The 16,955-nt window shown below is 60.9% G+C and carries 16 protein-coding genes; 2 read left to right on the forward strand and 14 right to left on the reverse strand.

The annotated features are described in order from the left end of the window. Positions 1-113: 113 nt before the first annotated feature. A complete protein-coding gene (locus tag ACFE70_RS12235) occupies positions 114-1,388 on the reverse strand; it encodes a glycoside hydrolase family 2 TIM barrel-domain containing protein (RefSeq protein WP_375418033.1) in 1,275 nt (424 codons plus the stop codon). Positions 1,389-1,488: 100 nt separating this feature from the next. Here ACFE70_RS12235 and rhuM point away from each other — a divergent pair, with 100 nt between their 5' ends. Beyond that, the gene (gene rhuM / locus ACFE70_RS12240; protein ID WP_375418034.1) at positions 1,489-2,523 is read left to right on the forward strand and encodes a RhuM family protein; all 1,035 of its coding nucleotides are present in this window, start codon (positions 1,489-1,491) and stop codon (positions 2,521-2,523) included. Positions 2,524-2,557: 34 nt separating this feature from the next. Here the strand turns inward: rhuM and ACFE70_RS12245 are convergent, their stop codons facing one another. The 6 genes from ACFE70_RS12245 to ACFE70_RS12270 all read right to left on the reverse strand — a co-directional run bounded on the left by ACFE70_RS12245 (position 2,558) and on the right by ACFE70_RS12270 (position 9,114). Beyond that, complete coding sequence (locus ACFE70_RS12245; protein ID WP_375418035.1) at positions 2,558-2,950, reverse strand: hypothetical protein; 393 nt, start codon at positions 2,948-2,950, stop codon at positions 2,558-2,560. A 77-nt stretch (positions 2,951-3,027) separates the two neighbouring features. Beyond that, positions 3,028-5,337 (reverse strand): GH92 family glycosyl hydrolase, encoded by a 2,310-nt coding sequence (locus tag ACFE70_RS12250; RefSeq protein ID WP_375418036.1) that lies wholly within the window; start codon positions 5,335-5,337, stop codon positions 3,028-3,030. A 168-nt stretch (positions 5,338-5,505) separates the two neighbouring features. After that, complete coding sequence (locus ACFE70_RS12255; protein WP_375418037.1) at positions 5,506-5,718, reverse strand: hypothetical protein; 213 nt, start codon at positions 5,716-5,718, stop codon at positions 5,506-5,508. Between the two features lie 85 nt (positions 5,719-5,803). Continuing rightward, the gene (locus ACFE70_RS12260; protein ID WP_375418038.1) at positions 5,804-7,267 is read right to left on the reverse strand and encodes a dihydrolipoamide acetyltransferase family protein; all 1,464 of its coding nucleotides are present in this window, start codon (positions 7,265-7,267) and stop codon (positions 5,804-5,806) included. A 150-nt stretch (positions 7,268-7,417) separates the two neighbouring features. Then, a complete protein-coding gene (locus ACFE70_RS12265; RefSeq protein ID WP_375418039.1) occupies positions 7,418-7,768 on the reverse strand; it encodes a hypothetical protein in 351 nt (116 codons plus the stop codon). A gap of 98 nt (positions 7,769-7,866) precedes the next feature. Continuing rightward, on the reverse strand, positions 7,867-9,114 hold the full coding sequence (locus ACFE70_RS12270) for a competence/damage-inducible protein A (protein WP_375418040.1): 1,248 nt from the start codon (positions 9,112-9,114) through the stop codon (positions 7,867-7,869). Positions 9,115-9,310: 196 nt separating this feature from the next. Here ACFE70_RS12270 and ACFE70_RS12275 point away from each other — a divergent pair, with 196 nt between their 5' ends. Continuing rightward, positions 9,311-10,153: a DUF4197 domain-containing protein gene (locus ACFE70_RS12275; protein ID WP_375418041.1), complete on the forward strand. Its 843-nt coding sequence runs from the start codon at positions 9,311-9,313 to the stop codon at positions 10,151-10,153. Positions 10,154-10,313: 160 nt separating this feature from the next. Here ACFE70_RS12275 and ACFE70_RS12280 read toward each other — a convergent pair whose 3' ends face one another. The 7 genes from ACFE70_RS12280 to ACFE70_RS12310 all read right to left on the reverse strand — a co-directional run bounded on the left by ACFE70_RS12280 (position 10,314) and on the right by ACFE70_RS12310 (position 16,859). Then, entirely contained in the window at positions 10,314-10,676 is a 363-nt protein-coding gene (locus ACFE70_RS12280) for a hypothetical protein (RefSeq protein ID WP_375418042.1), read from the reverse strand. A gap of 162 nt (positions 10,677-10,838) precedes the next feature. Beyond that, the gene (locus ACFE70_RS12285) at positions 10,839-11,474 is read right to left on the reverse strand and encodes an ATP-binding cassette domain-containing protein (protein WP_375418043.1); all 636 of its coding nucleotides are present in this window, start codon (positions 11,472-11,474) and stop codon (positions 10,839-10,841) included. Positions 11,475-11,482: 8 nt separating this feature from the next. Further along, positions 11,483-11,965 (reverse strand): hypothetical protein, encoded by a 483-nt coding sequence (locus ACFE70_RS12290; protein ID WP_375418044.1) that lies wholly within the window; start codon positions 11,963-11,965, stop codon positions 11,483-11,485. Positions 11,966-11,968: 3 nt separating this feature from the next. Next, entirely contained in the window at positions 11,969-12,772 is an 804-nt protein-coding gene (gene lpxA / locus ACFE70_RS12295) for an acyl-ACP--UDP-N-acetylglucosamine O-acyltransferase (RefSeq protein WP_375418045.1), read from the reverse strand. 100 nt (positions 12,773-12,872) lie between these two features. Continuing rightward, entirely contained in the window at positions 12,873-14,267 is a 1,395-nt protein-coding gene (locus ACFE70_RS12300) for a bifunctional UDP-3-O-[3-hydroxymyristoyl] N-acetylglucosamine deacetylase/3-hydroxyacyl-ACP dehydratase (RefSeq protein ID WP_375418046.1), read from the reverse strand. A gap of 112 nt (positions 14,268-14,379) precedes the next feature. Beyond that, on the reverse strand, positions 14,380-15,420 hold the full coding sequence (gene lpxD, locus ACFE70_RS12305; protein ID WP_375418047.1) for a UDP-3-O-(3-hydroxymyristoyl)glucosamine N-acyltransferase: 1,041 nt from the start codon (positions 15,418-15,420) through the stop codon (positions 14,380-14,382). 197 nt (positions 15,421-15,617) lie between these two features. Beyond that, positions 15,618-16,859 (reverse strand): HD domain-containing protein, encoded by a 1,242-nt coding sequence (locus tag ACFE70_RS12310; RefSeq protein ID WP_375418048.1) that lies wholly within the window; start codon positions 16,857-16,859, stop codon positions 15,618-15,620. Positions 16,860-16,955 lie beyond the last annotated feature (96 nt).

Raw genomic sequence — 16,955 nt, forward strand, 5'->3', positions numbered from 1 at the left:
CGCAGCGAAGCATCTCGCGTGCGGCAGTAATCTAAATGTCAGAATAGCGATTGGATTACTTCCCCTGGCGAGATGCTTCGCTGCGCTCTGCATGACCGCCTTTTGGCGCAGCGCTACTTCCCCTTCACATAAAACGGAATGTTGGCCGTCGCCACGTTGTCTCGTCCATCGTAGGCGTACACGAACAAGCGATACGCCCCTTCCTTCGTGGGGGCTTTGAGGGTGGTTTTGCCTTTCGCGCCCGCCGGAATAAGGTCCGGAATGGCGACGGGCCGGCTTTCGCGGTCGCCGCCGGAGCCCAGGTCGGTGCTTTCCAGCAGCAGTTCCCAGCGGTAGGTGAGCGGGTCTTTGTTAAGGTCCGTTACGGCCGCCACGACGGGGTAGGGCTGGCCGGGTTGCAGGTAGATATTGTCGGTCGCTTTCTTTCCATCTAGTAGGAAGCTGGCCAGGTGCGGGGCGCGGTTGGCGGGCCACTGGCCGCTCCACAAATACTGCATCACGTCTACCACCTCCGACTCCTTGCCATCCTCGGTGAAGAGGCCGTACCAGGTGGGCGTGCGCTCCTGCTTCTGGCCCCAGAGGAACACGTAGGTGCCCAGGCACTGCGTCTTGTCCTTGGCCACCGAGGCTTCGTAGCGGCTCTGGTAGACGGCCGCTTTCTGGCTGCTGGTTTCCTCCACGGAGGCTTTCCAGGGCGTGACGGGGCTTTCCCAGTGGCCGGTCGGGCCCCACTCGGCTACCACGTAGGGCCCGGCCCAGCCCGTCTTCCGCACCTGCTCCGGGATGGCGGCCAGCCCGGCGTAGGTGTTAATGCTCAGGATGTCAATGGCTGGGCACTGCGCCTTGATATAGTCAACTTCCTTTTGGTTGAGGCCTGCCAGCACGGTGCTCGTGGGGTGGTTGGGGTCCACTTCGTGTATCATCTTGGCGATGTCGTTCACCGCGTCCCACACCTTGGGATTGGTGTATTCCAGGTTCAGCTCGTTGCCGATGCCCCAGAACAGCACCGCCGGGTCGTCCTTGTACTTGAGCACGTCGGCGCGCAGTCTCTCTAGCTGCGCGGCCACGGCCGTGGGGTTATTGTAGTCGAAGCCGTGCCGCTCGCGGGTCACGTCGAGGCCCAGCATCACGGTCAGCCCGTTTTTATTCGCATCGGCCAGCACCTTGTCCGCGCCGCCGGTGCCCCAGGTCCGAATCGAGTTGCCCCCACACGCCTTGATGCGCTCGGGAAACTGCCCGCCGCCCGCGCCCTTGATGAAGTACGGCTGCCCGCCGCGCCGCAGCTCGTAGCGCCCATCGGCTTGCCGGACTTCAACTTTGACGGGGCTCGTCTGGGCGCAGGCGGCGGTCGTGAGCATGAGCAGGGAAAAAAGGGGTTGAAATCTCATGAGGGGGTAGGGAGTAGTTTAGCGCAACATACGCAGCAGCCTGGTTCAGCCGCTCAACTTAGCTGCGATTTCCTACCCCCTCTTACTTTTTCAACCCACTATGACCACCAGCAACGACGTGCTGCTCTACCAGTCGTCCGAAGGCCAGACGCAATTAGAAGTGCACCTGCAAGACGAAACCGTCTGGCTGACGCAGGCGCAGATGGCGGAGCTGTTCGGGCGCGACCAAGGCGTTATAAGCCGCCACTTGAAAAACATCTTCAGCAGCGGCGAGCTGGATGAAGAAAGCAGCGTGCAGAAGATGCGAATCGCTTTATCATCAACTGATAATGAGGCAGGAGAGGGTTTTATGCAAAATATGCATAAAACCGCCGGTGGTCGTCCGGTTAGCTACTACAACCTTGATGCTATTATCTCGGTTGGCTACCGCGTCAACTCTATCAAGGGCACCCACTTCCGGCAGTGGGCCACGCGGGTGCTGCGTCACTACCTGGTGCAAGGCTACGCCCTGAACGAGCGGCGCCTGCGCGAGAGCGCCCGCCAGCTCGCCGACCTCAAGCGGCTGGTGCAGCTGCAAGGCCAGATTGCCGCCAGCCAGGAGCTGAGCGCCGACCAGTCCGACGCGCTGCTGCGGGTGCTCGGCGACTACGCCCGCGCCCTCGACGTGCTCGACCAGTATGACCATCAGCGCCTGCGCGTGCGCGGCACCGCCACGGAAGAGCCCTTCGAGCTAACCTACGAAGCCGGCCTGCAAGCCGTGGATGGCCTGCGCCAGCAGTTTGGCGGCAGCGCCCTGTTTGGCCGCGAGAAAGATGCGTCGTTTCAAAGCTCGGTGCGCAGCATCTACCAGAGCTTCGGCGGCGAAGACCTCTACCCCAGCGTAGAGGAAAAAGCGGCCAACCTGCTCTACTTCGTGGTCAAAAACCACTCCTTCTCCGACGGCAATAAGCGCATCGCCGCTTTCCTCTTCGTGTGGTTCCTCGACCAGAACCGCTGCCTCTCCAAGCCCGACGGCTCCCGCCGCCTCGCCGACAATGCCCTGGTCGCCCTCACCCTGCTCATCGCCGAGAGCAAGCCCGAAGACAAGGACACGATGGTGACGTTGGTGGTGAATCTGATTAATCAGGAGAATTAGGCGTTCTACCTCACACCCGCTTATAGTACCGGTATCAATCCTGACCTAACCAGGTGAATTTACCAGTCTTTTTATCCAGATAGCCGAACTGTGTATTAATGTACGTAATCCAAATAACTTCTCTATTGGCTTTCGTTCTGTCGCCGCCAAAATTAAAGTAAACAATAGTGGGTCTTTTTACTCGGTATTCCTCCAGTTTATTGTCAACAGCCGGGTCTGTTATCCATAATACTTTGCCTACTTTATCAACTGCTGAAATACGAATTCTTTTTTTATCGATTATATACTTGAGACTCGTAGCCTTATCTACGAGAGTGTCATGTTTAATTTGGTCACGTAGAGAGAAATGGCCAACGTATTGAGCATTGACATTCTTTGAGTTCAGCGAACAAAGCATTAGGAATGCAAGAATAAAATAGTTTATCATGTTGGTTATTTTACAAGTTGTCATTATTTCAGAGTAGAAATCACTTGATAATATCTATGATATAATTCACTAAAGCTTCACAGCTTCCCCGCCATCGTAAACACCAGCTCCCCGCCGTTCACAATATCCTGATACGCGAGAAACGGGCGCATCAGCTTCTGGCCGTTTAGGCGCGCTTCTTTCACATAGACGTTCTTGTCGCTCTGGTTTTTGACCTGGATGCGGAAGGTTTTGCCGTTTTCCAGGTGTAGGGTGGCACCGTGGATGGCGGGGCTGCCCAAGGCGTAGTCGGGCGAGCCGGGGCAGACGGGGTAGAAGCCCAGGGCCGAGAAGATGTACCAGGCCGACATCTGCCCGCAGTCGTCGTTGCCGCCGAGGCCGTCGGGGGTGGGGCGGTACATTTTGGGCAGAATCATGCGCACGCGGGCCTGGGTTTTCCAGGGCTGCGCGGTCCAGTTGTAGAGGTAGGCGGCGTGGTGGGCGGGCTCGTTGCCGTGCACGTAGTTGCCGATGATGCCCTCGCGGGTGATGTCCTCGGTTTCGGCGAAAAACTTGTCGGGCAGGTGCATGGTGAAGAGCGAATCCAGATGCTCCACGAAGCGCTTTTCGCCGCCCATGAGCTGGATGAGCGCGGCCGGGTCCTGCGGCACGTAGAGGCTGTAGTTCCAGGCGTTGCCCTCGATGTAGCCCTGGTTGTTGGTGCTCAGCACATCGAATTCCTTGCGAAAGCTGCCATCGGCCAGGCGCGGGCGCATGAAGCCGATGCGCTTGTCATACACGTTGCGCCAGTTTTCGGCGCGCTGGCTGAATTCCTGGTAGATGTCCGGGCGATTGAGTTTCTGCGCCATTTGGGCAATGCACCAGTCGTCGTAGGCGTATTCCAGGGTTTTTGAAACCGAGGCGCCGCTTTTGTCTTCCGGCACGTAGCCGAGCTGCACGTAGGCGCCGATGCCGTCGTACCAGTGGTTGCGGGCGGTGGTCACGCAGGCGTCGAGGGCCTTGTTGGCGTCGAAGGGGGTAGGGCCTTTGAGCACCGCGTCGGCCACGACGGGCACCGAGTGGTAGCCAATCATGCACCAGTTTTCGTTGGCGTAGTGGCTCCAGACCGGCAGCATGTGCTCGGCGCTCTGGTCGTAGTGGGCCAGCATGGACTGCACCATGTCGGCGTTGCGCTTGGGCTGCAAGAGGTTAAAGAGCGGGTGCAGCGCCCGATACGTATCCCAGAGCGAGAACGTGGTGTAGTTGGTAAAGCCGTCGGCTTTGTGGGTGTTCTGGTCGAGGCCGCGGTACTGCCCGTCCACGTCCATGTAAGTCGTCGGGCTCAGAAAGGCGTGGTACATGGCCGTGTAGAAGTTCTCCTTATCGGCCCGCTTCGGCGACTCAATCACGACCTTGCTCAACTCCTGCTGCCAGAGCGCCTGGGCCTGGTTTTTCACCTTGGCGAAGTTCCAGCCGGGCGCCTCGGTGCGCAGGTTGTGCAGGGCGCCGGCCGTGCTCACCGGCGAGAGGGCAAACTTGACCTTGAGCTTTTCGCCGGCCGTGGTCTTGAAATTAAAATACATCCGCAGCTGCTCGCCGGCCAGGTCGGGGAAGTTCTTGCTCTGGTCGAACCGGCCCCAGAAGCCGCGGTACACCTCTTTTTTGCTGTAGTTGCGGCTGCCATAATCCGTGAACGGCTTGGAAAACGCCATCGCGAAGTACACCGTGCGGTTGCGGGCCCAGCCGCTGGTTTGGCGGTAGCCGGTCACAAGCGAGTCGTTTTCGACCCGCACGAAGGTCCAGACATTCTTATCGGGATAGTTGTAGATGCCAGCCATGAGGTCCAGAATCAAATGCGCCTGGTCGGACTTGGGGAAGGTGTACTGGTGCATCCCCACGCGGTTGGTGGCCGTCAGCTCGGCCAGCACATTGGGCTCCGTGAGCTTGACCTTGTAGTAGCCGGGCTCCGCCACTTCGGTGTCGTGCGAGTAGGCCGAGCGGTAGCCGCGCTCCGGGTGCGCGGCCGTACCGGGATTGAGCTGCAAGGGCCCGGTAGTGGGCATAATCAGAAAATCGCCCAAATCCGAGTGCCCCGTGCCGCTGAAATGCGTGTGGCTGAAGCCGACGATGGTTTTGTCACTGTACTGATAGCCCGCGCAGTACTTGTACACGTCGGGGTTGTACTTGCCGTCCTGCTCGTAGCTGAGCGTGTCGGTGTCGGGCGAGAGCTGCACCGCGCCAAACGGCACCGTGGCGCCCGGAAAGGTGTGCCCCATCTTGGCCGTGCCCACTATCGGGTGGGCGTATTGCACCAGGTTTTCGGTCGGTTTGGCTTTTTGGGCGCGGGCCGGCAGCGTAGCCACAAGCAGCATCAGCGCGACGAGGGGGGGTAGGGAATGCGGCAGCATCGTGGGCGGTCAGGTGAAAAAGAGACTGGCGAAAGTACCTTTTTCACGTCAGCAAACCGCGATGCCGTAGGGTGCGGGGCTGGCCCCCGCCCAGCGCGGGAACGATAACCGGGCGAGTGGCGCTGACGGCGGGCGGGGGCCAGCCCCGCACCCTACGCAGAACGTTTCCTACTTCCGCGGCGCCTTCGCTGCCGGCAAGGCCGGCTGACTTTTAATTTGCTGAGCCACTTGCATTTGGAGCTGAAACGTGACCTGCTCGCAGTCGGTAAAACGTTTTTGCGACAAGGCCAAGGCTTGCTCAGTCGCGTTCAGGCGCCAATACAAATACCCAATCAGGCCCAGCGAAAGCACGAGCGCGAAAATAAACAACAGGTTTTTCATGATATAAAAACACCAAAAAGCCCGTCGAAGTGACGGGCTTTCAAGCTAACTGCCTGGAATAAACTGCCTGACAATTAGCCGAAACCTAGATGGTCGTGTTCACGTCGAACTGCTCCAGATAATCGGCTACGCGGCGCACAAACATGCCGCCGAGCGAGCCGTCCACGACGCGGTGGTCGTAGGAGTGGCTCAGGAACATGAAGTGGCGCACGCCAATCAAATCGCCCTGCGGCGTCTCAATCACGGCGGGCTTTTTCTTGATGGCACCTACGGCCATGATGGCCACCTGCGGCTGCATGATGATGGGCGTGCCCATCACGTTGCCGAACGAGCCGACGTTGCTGAGCGTGTAGGTGCCGCCTTCCAGGTCTTCGGACTTGAGTTTGTTCTGGCGGGCGCGATTGGCGAGGTCATTCACCTTCTTGCTCAGGCCGTTGAGGTTGAGCTGGTCGGCATTGTGGATGACGGGCACAATCAGGTTGCCGCTGGGCAGGGCCACGGCCACGCCGATGTTGATGTCGCGCTTCTTGATGATATAGTCGCCTTCCACGGACACGTTGATGAGCGGGAAATCCTGGATGGCGCGCGCTACGGCGTGCACAAAAAGCGGCGTGAAGGTCAGGTTTTCGCCCGTGCGCTTCTTGTAAAGGTCCTTGTGCTGGTTGCGCCACGTCACCAGCTCAGTCACGTCGGCCTCTACGAAGCTGGTGACGTGGGGCGCGATGCGCTTGGAATCGACCATGCGCTGGGCAATGAGCTTGCGCATCCGGTCCATTTCCAGCAGCTCCTGGTTGCCGGAGACTGAGGGGGCGGGCTTGGCGGTAGCCGGGGGGGTAGGGGCCGAAACAGCCGGCGCGGCCGGCGCGGCCGGCGCGGGGGCAGCGGCCGGTTGAGGGGCTTCGGCCGGCGCGGGGGGGGTAGGGACTGCGGCCGGTGCGGGCGCGGCGGCCGGCGCCGTGGCACCGCTGTTTGCGGCCGGGGCCAGCGTTGGCTTGCCGGCGGCTACGTGGTCGAGAATGTCTTTTTTGGTTACGCGGCCCTCCTTGCCGGTGCCGGGCAGGTAGTCCAGGTCGGCGAAGCTGACGCCCTCCTCCCGGGCAATGCTGAGCACGAGCGGCGAGAGGAATCGGCCCGGCTGGGCCACGGCCGCCGGGGCCGCCCGCCGGGCCTCGGCCGCCTGTGTGGCCTGCGGGTCGTGCAGCTCCGGCAAGTAGGGCACCTCGCGGGCTGCCGCGCGGGCGCTGCCGTTGCTGCTGGCCGCGGCCACCGGCGGCGCAGCGGCCGGCGCTGGGGCGCCCGCGCTGGCCGGCTCGGTTTCCACGACGCAAATGGGCGCGCCCACGGCCACCACCTGCCCTTCCTGCACCAAAATCTCCTGTAACACGCCCGCGTGCAGGGCCGGCACCTCGGTGTCCACTTTGTCCGTAGCTACTTCCAGCACCGACTCGTCCTGTTCAATGGCGTCGCCGACTTGCTTGAGCCATTTCAGGACGGTGCCTTCCATGATGCTTTCGCCCATCTTGGGCATCGTCATTTCTATTCGGGCCATAGGGCGGGGTCAGGAGGGAGTAGGGGTGGGGAGGGGGGTAGGAAATCGGGCCGCGCAACCCGGCCCGTTGCGGCCCCAAAGGTAGGCGAAAAGCCGAAGCGCCCCCGGCGCACGGGGCAGCGGAGGGGCTTTACTGGGGTGCGTCGGCGTTTAATCCCGCACCCGGATTCGCGGAATGTCGGCTTCCTCCAACTGCCCGCCCCGCTCGGCCGCCACGGGCTCATAGGCGTTGAAGCAGATTTTGCGGTTTGGCGCGTACTTGTTTTTTGAGTCGACGATAACGACGACGTGCTCGAACGTGCCGAATTCCTTGCCTTCCCAGAGCAAGACCGTGCGCCGGCCCAGGGCGGGCGTGTTCGTCACATCGACGTAGATGTTGCGCCCGCCGGCCGGGCTCGGCTTGGCGTAGAGCACCGTGCTCTCGATGCGGCCGTTGCAGGGCGGCGCGCAGCCGGCGAACGTAGCCAGGGCGACGAGCAGCAGGGCAGGGATTTGCTTCACAGTAGGATGCGGGGCTCGCCCCCGCCCGGCGTTCGCGCCACTTGATTAGTATTTCAGCAATTGTCGTTTTTACGGCGGGCGGGGGCGAGCCCTACCCCCTACGCTAGGCCCGTCAGCCGCTGCCGCAGCAGGTTCAGCACCGCCTGCGTGGTGTACTCAATATTAATCTGCCGGCCGCGGTCCATCGTGAACTGCCGGCTCACCGTGCCCTGGGCGTCGGCCACGGCCAGGCACATTGTGCCCACGGGCTTTTGCTCCGAGCCGCCGCCGGGCCCGGCGATGCCGCTCGTGGCCAGGGCCACGTCCACGCCCAGGTGCTGGCGGGCGCCCTCGGCCATCTCGCGCACCGTGGCTTCGCTCACGGCGCCGTGGGCAGCCAGGGTTTCGGGCCTCACGCCGAGCTGCTTGATTTTTACATCGTTATGATACGCAATGACGCTGCCCAGAAAATAAGCCGACGCGCCCGCCACGCTGGTCAGCTTGCTGGCTACGTAGCCGCCGGTGCAGCTTTCGGCGGTGCCCAGCGTCAGGTTTTGCTCTTTTAATAACTTCCCAATAGCGGCTTCGAGCGGGACTTCGCCGACGGCGAAAATGTATTCGCCGAGGCGCTCGCGCAAGGCCGGCAGCTGGGCTTCGAGGCGGCTGCGCAGGTCGGGAAGGCCGTCGGCAGCGGCGGTGAGGCGCAGGCGCACGCTGCCCAGGCTGGGCAGGTAGGCCAGCTTGAAGTTGGGGGGTAGGGCGGCTTCCCAGTCGGCGATTTTCTCAGCCAGAAACGATTCGCCCAGCCCGGCCGTCATCACCACCAGATGCTCAATCGGGGCCAGCTGAAACCGCTTTTGCAAGCGCGGCAGCACCTCGTCGCTCATCAGCTTTTTCATCTCAAACGGCACGCCCGGCATACTCACGAACACCGTCCCGCCGTCCTCAAACCACATGCCCGGCGCCGTGCCCACGGCATTGTGCAGCACCTCACAGCCCGCGGGCACCAGCGCCTGCTGGCGGTTCACGTCGAGCATCGGGCGGCCGAAGCGCCGGAAGATGTCTTCCACGTGGCGCAGCGTGGGCGCGTGCTCCACCAGCTCGGCGCCAAAGTAGCGGGCCAGCACGTGCTTGGTCAAATCATCCTTAGTCGGCCCCAGCCCGCCGGTCATCAGCACGATTTGGGCGCGCTGCCGGGCCTGGTCCAGGGCCGCCACAATCTCGTCGGCGCGGTCGGAGACGGAGCTGATTTGGCGCACGCGCAGGCCGATTTTGCCCAGCTCCTGGCCCATAAAGGCCGAATTGGTATCCACGACCTGCCCGTAGAGCAGCTCGTCGCCGATGGTCATGATTTCAACGTCGGGCATAGGGCAATGGGTGAATGGGTGAGTAGCTGAATGGGTGAATGGGTACTTGGAATATGACCGTTTAGCTTAGTTAGCCATTCACCCATTTGCCCGTCCACCCATTGGTTTGGCCGCAAAATTGCCAACTTGCGGCCCTTGCAGCAGTAGGACAGCCATACGGGCTTTCCGGTTTTTCCGCCAAATTATTATTTAAGCTATGCGCCGCCTCTTCGCTTCCCCCGCCCCGCTGCTTGCCCTGGGCCTGCTGCTGGCCAGCTCGCTCTCCTCGCTGGCCCAGACCAGGACCAAAACCACGACTACCACGACCAGGAAGACGGCCGTCAAAAAGCCGGTTGCCAAGAAGCCGGCTGCTAAAAAGCTCGCCGCCAAACCCGCCGTCGTGGCGGCCCCCGCGCCCGTCGCGCCGGCGCCGGCCCCTACCCCCCTCACCCCGACCGAAGCCAACCAGGGCATCAAGGAGGCGCTGACCCAGGGCGTGACCCGCGCCGTGCAGTTCGCCTCCGAGCCCGACGGCTTCAATCTCAATGATGACATTCGCATCCCGTTTCCGCCCGATGCGCAGATAGTGGCCCTGACCATCGGCCGCCTGCCGCTGGGCCAGTCGGCGCTGGACAACGTCACTAACCTGCTCAACCGCGCCGCCGAAGCCGCCGCGCCCCAGGCCAAGGATATCTTCCTCAATGCCGTGCAGAGCCTGACCATCAACGACGCGCTGACCCTGGTCACGAGCCGGCAGTCCGACGCCGCCACGCAGGTGTTGCGCCGCACCACCGAAACCCAGCTGCAAGCCGCCTGCAAGCCCATCATCGAGCAGCAGCTCAGCCAGGTCGGGGCCACCAAGGCCTACGCCAACCTCATCAACCGCTACAATAAAATCCCGCTTATGACCCCGGCCAGCACCGACCTGACCGACTACGTGACCAAGGAAACGGTTGATGGCCTGTTCGTGCTGCTGGCCCAGCAGGAAGCCAAAATTCGCAAGAACCCCGCCGCCCAGGCGTCGGCCGTCTTGCAGCGCGTGTTCGGCGCCGCCAAGTAAGTTCAATATCCCTACCCCCTCTCGGTCATCCTGAGCAAAGCGAAGGACCTTCTCACATCAGAACGAATCGTTGTTACGACACTCGTTCTGACGTGAGAAGGTCCTTCGCTTTGCTCAGGATGACCGAGAGGGGGTAGGAGTTTTAAGAGCCGCCGGCCTCCTAGAAATCGTCGTCGTAGCTGCCGCCGCGGCTGCCGCCCCGGCCGGAGCGGGAGCCGAAGCTGTCTTCATCTTCCTCGTCATCAGCCAAATCGTCGTCGTCATCGAGGGAGGCAAAGCCGCTGCCGTCGGGGTCCTCGGCGGCTTCGGCGGTGGTGTATTCTTCCTCCGTCATGCTGGCCAGGTCCAGGGCCTCATCGTGCGAGGAGCCCGTGTCGCGCCACATCAGGTAGTCGGCGTATTTGGCCGAGAGGCGGTCTTCGGGGTTGCCGCTGGCCTTGGCGCCGCCTTTGCTGGCGTAGGAGTCCAGGTCGTCATCGTCATCGAGCAGGTCGTCATCCAGGTCGTCGTCGTGTAGTTTCATGGCCGGAGCGGGCGAAAAGAGGGTTTGAAGGGCAGAAAAAGCTTCGGGGCGAAGATACGCGCCGGAAGAAGGCGGGGTTGAGTGGCAGAGAGGTTAAGAATCAAAACCGGCCCGCTAAAAATAGCTGGCCGATGCTCAGCTGCACTCTTTATTGCCTAGCTCCTAGCTCTTTTCGCGGCGCACGCGATAATCCGTCACCAGCAGCTGCGCCTCGCAAAAGGCATATTCGGCCGGCACGTTGGAGCTGAGCAGCAGCGTGCGCCCGGCGCGGGTGGTCTGCACGTGCTCCTGGTACCAGGCCTGCCCGGCGGCGTCGAGGTTGGTCGTGGGCTCGTCGAGCAGGAGCAGCGGCGCGTCGGCGTACAGGGCCAGCGCCAGCTTGAGGCGCTGCTTCATACCCGACGAAAACTGCCGAATGAGCTGATTGCGCGCCTTTTCCAGGTACATTATCTCCACCAGCCGCTCCGGCGTCAGGCCCGGCCGCAGGGGCTTGAAGCGGGTGTGGAAGCGCAGAAACTCGCTCAGCGTCAGGTCTTCGAGCAGCTCCAGGTAGGGCGCGCAGTAGGCCAGGTGCTGCGGCACGTCTTCCACCGCCAATTCCCTACCCCCCAGGGAATACGTCAAGGTGCCGGCCGTGGGCAGCAACTGCCCGGCCAGCGTGTTGAGCAGCGTGCTTTTGCCCGCGCCGTTCGGGCCCAGCAGCGCCGTGGCCGAGCCGGGCCGGAAGCTGTAGCTCAGGTCCCGGAATATCCACTCGCGCCCGTAGCGCTTGCCAAGTCTTTGCGCGTCGATTAGCAATAAAATACCTAAAAAATAAATGTGTTATTAGGGTAATACCTTGAGAAAATATCTTTTAGCGACAGCTTGACTTCTTGAATAAGCACTTCATTAAGTTCGCGAATAAATATGATGAAGCAAGACTGAATCTCTGGGTAGGAAGCAGCGATAGTGCTCGTATTTGGATTGTCGCAGCTTTGTAGATAACACTTGTCAGCCGCAATCCACTTTACTTCGAATATTCTTGATTCGTAGCTGTCAGGAAAAAATACCAGGTCCTTGCGTATAGCTTGTTGTTCATCCTGCATCCATTTATAGAGTGCAAGAGCTAGTTCAATAAGTGGGGTGCCGGGTTCATAGAGAAAAAGGTTTCCATCTTGATAAATAGAAAATTCTCCGTCAATTTGGTAGGGTGCACTAATCAAATTAATCCAGTCAGGATAGTCGTGGTCTAGTGAGAAGCTACAACTAAGCATGACCAAAAGCTCCCGTTCAGATACTGCTTCAATCAAATACTACTCCTCCAATTCGCCGCGCCCTTTGCGGCCCGGCCCCTTGATGATGCCGCGGCTCGCGTCGCGCACGAAGGCCACGGCCAAATCGCGCTCCAGTGAGGGTTTGATTTCCTGCTCGATGCGCAGCAAGGCTTCCTGCGTGTTCATGCTGCCCAAAAACAGAAGCCGGTACATATCGTGAATCTCGTTGACCTGCTCCTCCGAGAAGCCCCGGCGGCGCAGGCCCACGGAATTGACGCCGGCGTAGGTGAGGGGCTCGCGGGCGGCTTTCACGAACGGCGGCACGTCCTTGCGCACCAAGGAGCCGCCGCCCACGAAGGCGTGGGCCCCCACGTGCACGAACTGATGAATGGCCGAGGTGCCGCCCAGAATGGCCCAGTTATCGACCGTGACGTGGCCGGCAATCTGCACGGCGTTGGAGATGATGACGTGGTCGCCGATGAGGCAGTCGTGGGCTACGTGCACGTAGGCTTGCAGCAGGCAGTGGGCACCCACCACGGTGCGGCCCTGGTCAGCGGTGCCGCGGTTCACGGTCACGCACTCGCGCAGCACGGTATAGTCGCCGATTTCAGCGGTCGTATGCTCGCCGGCAAACTTCAAGTCTTGCGGGATGGCGCCCACCACCGCGCCCGGAAACACCTGGCAGTGCGCCCCAAGCCGGGCGCCGGCCATAATGGTCACATTCGGCCCAATCCAGCTGCCCTCCCCAATCTCCACGTCGCCGGCAATGGTCGTGAACGGCTCAACGGTGACACCCGCCGCCAGGCGCGCTTCGGAGTGGATATAGGCAAGCGGGGAAATCATTCTCTCTGTTAATGAAGAATGAGGAATGAAGAATGAAGAATTATTTAGCGCTCCGAAAGCAACAATTCTTCATTCTTCATTCTTCATTAGTAATTCAAAATTAGGCGTCCTTGCGGACAATGGCGGCCGACATTTCCGCGTCCATCACCACTTTGCCGTTCACAAAAGCCTGGCCTTTCATCTTGGCGATGCCGCGCTTGATGGGCGCCAGCAGCCAGCAGTGGAAGATAATGGTGTCGCCGGGCAGTACTTTTTTGCGGAAGCGGCAGTTTTCGATGCCCAGGAAATACTGCCAGTAGTTTTCGGGGTCGGGCACGGTGCTCATCACCAGGATGCCGCCGGTCTGCGCCATCGCCTCGACTTGCAGCACGCCGGGCATGACGGGGTTGCCCGGAAAATGGCCCTGGAAGAAGGGCTCGTTCATGGTCACGTTCTTCACCGACGTGACGGCCTGCCCGTCGAGGTGAATGACTTTGTCAATCAGCAGGAACGGGTAGCGGTGCGGCAGCACGGCCATAATCTGATTCACGTCCATCACCGGCGTGCGGCTGGGGTCGTAGCGCGGCACGGGCGAGGAGTCCTGCTCCTGCATCTTGCGCTTGATGCGCTTGGCGAAGGCCACATTGGCGGCGTGGCCGGGCCGGGCGGCCAGAATCTGGCCCTTCAGCGGCCGGCCCACGAGGGCCAAATCACCCACCAAATCGAGCAGCTTGTGGCGGGCGGGCTCGTTTTTGTGGCGCAAATCCACGTTGTTCAGGATGCCTTCCTTCTTGACGGCGACCTTGGGCTTGCCCAGCATGGCGGCCAACTCGTTCAGCTCATCCTCGCTCACCACGCGGTCCACGACCACGATGGCGTTGCTCAAATCGCCGCCCCGGATGAGGTTGGACTTGTATAAGGCTTCTAATTCGTGCAGAAAGCAAAACGTGCGCGAGGAGGCAATTTCGGCCCCGAACTGCGAGATATCGGCCAGCGTGGCGTGTTGCGAGCCCAGCACCGGCGAGTTGTAGTCGACCATCACCGTGAGGCGGTAGTCGGGCAGGGGCAGGGCCGCGATTTCCACGCCGCGGGCGTTATCGACAAAGCGGATGCTCTCCGTGATTTCGTAGTAGTTGCGCAGCGCGTTTTGCTCTTCCAGCCCTACCCCCTCCAGCGCCTTGATAAACTCTGAAGAGGAGCCGTCCATAATCGGTGGCTCGGGGCCGGAGAGCTGAATCAATACGTTATCGAGCTGCATCCCGACGAGTGCGGCCAGCGTGTGCTCGACGGTGTTGACGCGGGCGCCGTTCTGCTCAATCGTGGTGCCGCGCGAGAGGTCTACCACGTTGTCCACGTCAGCATCGACGATGGGCTGGCCCGGCAAATCAACCCGCTGAAACTTGTAGCCGTGGCCCACCGGCGCCGGGCAAAAGGTCATCGTGGCTTCCACGCCCGTGTGCAGGCCGATGCCGCGCACGGTCACGGGCGCCTGAATGGTGTGTTGCTTATCGTTCATGTAGGATAGTGGTTAGCGGTTAGTGGTTAGCGGTTAGTGATTAGTTTGAAAGCCCACAAGCTCAGACCACTAACCACCAACCGCTCACCGCTGACCACTAAGGGGTGCAAAGCTAGGGTTTTTCGGCCGCCGAAACGGCCGCTTCCACGGCCCGCAGGCGCTCTTCCAGCTCCGGCAGGCGCCGGAATACAATCTGGGCCCGCTGGTTCTGCTTGAAGTCGAAGGCCGTGGAGCCTTGCAAAATCTGGCCTTCCTGCCGCACCGTTTTCCCTACCCCCGACTGCGCCGTCACCGTCGTTTTATTGGCCAGGCTTACGTGGCCGGCCATGCCGACCTGCCCGGCCAGCACGCAGTAGTCGCCGACTTTGGCCGAGCCCGCAATGCCGGTTTGCGAGGCAATAACGGTGTGGCGCCCAATCTCCACATTATGCGCCAGCTGCACCAGATTATCAATTTTACTGCCCTGCTTGATGAGCGTCGAGCCCAGCGTGGCGCAGTCAATCGTGGCATTGGCGCCGATGCTCACATCGTCTTCCAGCACCACATTACCGATTTGCGGAATGGCCTGGTAGGAGCCGTCGGGCTGCGGCGCAAAGCCGAAGCCATCGGCGCCGAGCACGGCGCCCGCGTGAATCACGCAGCGCTGCCCAACCACGGTATCGGGGTAGAGTTTGGCGCCCGCATACACGATGGTATCATCGCCGATGCGCGTGCGGTCGCCGATGTAGGCGTGGGGGAAAATCAGCACGTTGCGCCCCAGCACGCAGCCCTCGCCGACGTAGGAAAACGCCCCCCGGTAGCCGCCCTCGCCCACCTGCGCGCCCTCGCTCAGGTAGGAAGGCTGCTCGACGCCGCGCCGCCCGGTACGGGTCGTTTGCTGGTAAAACTCCAGCAATTTGGAAAAACCTAAATACGGGTCTTCAACCCGGATAAGCGCCGCCGAAACCGGCTGGCGCGGCGTAAAGTCCAGGCTGACAATGACCGCTGTGGCGCCCGTCGTGTAAAGGTGCGGCTCGTACTTCAGGTTGGCCAAAAAGGAGAGGGCGCCGGCCTGCGCCTCCTCAATCTTCGCCAGCTGGCTGATGCGGCCGGTTGTGTCGCCTTCTATGCTGCCGCCGAGCACCTCGGCAATCTGCTGAACGGTAAATTCCATAGGCCGGCAAAGGTAGTTTTCGGGGCGGATTCGAGGGTAGATGAGGTTGAAAACACGTCATGCAGACCGTAGCGCAGCGAAGGGAAGCATCTCGCTCGGGGAAGTAATCAGTGACAAACAACGATTGGATTAGTGCCGCGAGCGAGATGCTTCCCTCCGCTGCGCTGCGGTCTGCATGACGGAGAGGGGGGTAGGGATTATTCCTCCCGTAACTCCTTCGGGTAGCAGATGTAAAACTTGTCCACGCGCTTGCTCAGGGCCTGAATATTGGGCAAATCCGAGGCCTCCGCTACGTTCAAAATATGCCCGGATTTGGTCAGCACGTCAATCGTCTCACCTTTGGCCGCGTCATAGGCATTGTTGCTGAGGCGCCCAGCAATGCAAAGCAGCGCCGCTTCTTCCGGAGGCAGCTGAAATTTATCCGCGATTAGTTCCTGAATGCCCAGTTGGAAATCGGCGTCGAAAGGCGTCGGACTGAGCACGATTTTAAGCAAATGTCGGTCGAGTATACTGCGCGACAAGTAGCTGAGCACCAAGTCGTCGTGCGTGGCCCAGCACTTCACCGCCGACCAGATATCGAAGTCATCAAGCTGCACGAAGCGCTGCAAGATGTTCTCATCCTGCGCGAAATCATCAATTGTAATCGGCTTCGCCAGAAAGAAGTGCAGCGCCGCGTTGGCCGGCACGGCGCGGCCGGCGCGGGCCAGGTCGCGGGCGCGGCTCACGAGGCGGATGATCATCTGCTCGGCGCTGGTCACGGCCTTGTGCAGATACACCTGCCAGTACATCAGGCGCCGGCTCACCAGGAAGCTTTCGATGCTCAGAATCGCCTTTTCCTCCAGCGCCAGCCGCTCCGAGGCTGGGTCCACGGTCAGCATCTTGATGAGCCGGTCGCCGCCAATCTGCCCTTCCGTGACCCCGGTGTAGAACGAGTCGCGGTTGAGGTAATCCAGCCGGTCCATATCCAACTGCGAAGAAACCAGCTGATGGAAAAACGGCCGCTCATACTCGCCCTGAAATATGCGAATCGCCAGCGCCAGCCGCCCACCAAACTGCGCGTTCAGCCGCTGCATCAAATACAGCGAAAGCTGCTCGTGCGGCACATCCTGGAAAATAGCGGTTTCCAGCGCGTGCGAAAGCGGCCCGTGCCCGATATCGTGCAGCAGAATGGCCGCCAGCGCTGCCTCACCCTCCGCCGCCGTAATCTTCACGCCCTTGTCCTTGAGCGTGCGCAAGGCCAGTGCCATCAAATGCATGGCGCCCAGCGCGTGGTGAAACCGCGTGTGCAGCGCCCCCGGATACACGAAATCGGTCAGGCCCAGCTGCTTAATGCGCCGCAGCCGCTGGAAATACGGATGCTCAATCAAGTCGAATAATAGCTCCGTTGGAATGGTGACGAAGCCATACACCGGGTCGTTGAATATCTTTTTCTTATTCACGAGGAAATGAGAACTAAGTTGATATATGGTTGATGAACGACGTAGAGGCACAATATTTTGTGTCTTCTTGCGTGGCGAGGGGCGCAGTAATCCAAC

This window comes from uncultured Hymenobacter sp., from assembly GCF_964243305.1.
Lineage (GTDB): Bacteria > Bacteroidota > Bacteroidia > Cytophagales > Hymenobacteraceae > Hymenobacter.